The sequence below is a fragment of the Actinomadura sp. 6K520 genome, from assembly GCF_004349245.1.
Taxonomy (GTDB): domain Bacteria; phylum Actinomycetota; class Actinomycetes; order Streptosporangiales; family Streptosporangiaceae; genus Spirillospora.
The window spans coordinates 1-1,386 of the sequence record NZ_SMLC01000397.1; the positions used below are offsets into that span (position 1 = coordinate 1).

Genomic DNA, 1,386 nt, shown 5'->3' on the forward strand with positions numbered 1-1,386 from the left:
TTCTCCTCGGTAACCCCTCCGCTTCCCCCTCCCGGCTGCGGCTGCCGCCGTGGCCCCCCGTTTCGTTCGTGTCCCCGCTGCGACTGTCTCTAGGTGCTGATGATGACGTCCCTTCCGCCTGAACCCCCGCCGCACCCGGCGCCGCCACCGCCGGGTCGGGCGCGCGCTGGTGAACGGCTGGCGGACATGACCGGGCTGACGCCGCTGTCGGCCACCACCGCCTGCCCCGACCCCCAGCACGTGTACGGCCGGCTGGGGGCCGAGTTCGGGCCGGTCGCCCCGGTCCAGCTCGCCCCCGCCGACCCGGCCGGTGGCTCGCGGCCGCTCAACGCCTGGCTGGTCATGGGCTATGAGCAGATGCTGGAGGTGACCCGGCGGGAACGCCTGTACTCCCGCAACCCGGTCAACTGGGGCGACCTGGCCAACGGCCTGGTGGCGCCCGACTCGCCGCTGCTGCCGATGATGGGGCCCCGCGACAACGGCTACTTCGCCGACGGGCGTGAGCACCGCCGCCTGATCGCCCCGGTCCTGGACGCCATCGCCGGCATCGACCAGAACGTCATGTTCAAGGCGGTCCGGGCCCGCTGCGAACAGCTCATCAACTCCTTCGCCGACGACGGCCACGCCGACCTGATGTCCGGGTACGCCGCGCCGATCCCGATGCTGGCCGTCACCGACCTGTTCGGGCTCGGTGACCGCGACACCGCCGCGCTGCAGCAGGCGATGACCGCGCTGGTCGGCTCCGGCCAGGACGCCCAAGAGGGCAACCGGGCCCTGAACCACGTCCTCACCGGCGCCATCAACGCCCGCCGAGCCACCCCCACCGACGACCTGACCTCAGCGTTCATCGCTAACCCGAACCTGGCCGACGATTACGAGATCCAGCAGAGCATGGTGATGATGATGGTCGCCGGCTGGGAGACCACCACCAACTGGATCACCCAGACGCTGCGGCTGATGCTCACCGACCCCCGCTTCGCCGGCCAACTGCGGCGCGGTCGCCTCGGCGTCGAGGACGCCCTGGACGAGATGCTGTGGGCCAGTCCCCCGATGGCCAACATGCCCGCCCGCTTCGCCCTGGCCGACCACGACCTGGGCGGCCACTCCATCAGCCGCGGCGACGCACTCATCCTCGGGCTCGCGGCCGCGAACGGCGGCCCGCACGCCCGTACCGGAGACCCGCACCTGGACACCGGCAACCGCGCCCACCTGGCGTTTTCCGCCGGAGTGCACGCCTGCCCCGCCAAAGTCCCCGCCCGGCTCATCGCCCACACCACCGTCGACACCGCCCTGCGGCTCCTGCCCGCCATGCGCCTAGCGGTCCCCGCCGACCAGATCCAGCTAGAACCCTCCCCCTGGGCACGCAGACCCGCCGCCCTACCCGTC

The 1,386-nt window shown here is 72.2% G+C and carries 1 protein-coding gene; it reads left to right on the forward strand.

Annotated features, from left to right (window positions below; all coding sequences use genetic code 11):
* Positions 1-186: 186 nt before the first annotated feature.
* Positions 187-1,386: cytochrome P450 (locus E1289_RS37600; protein ID WP_131988951.1), on the forward strand; the 1,200-nt coding region annotated here is incomplete at its 3' end.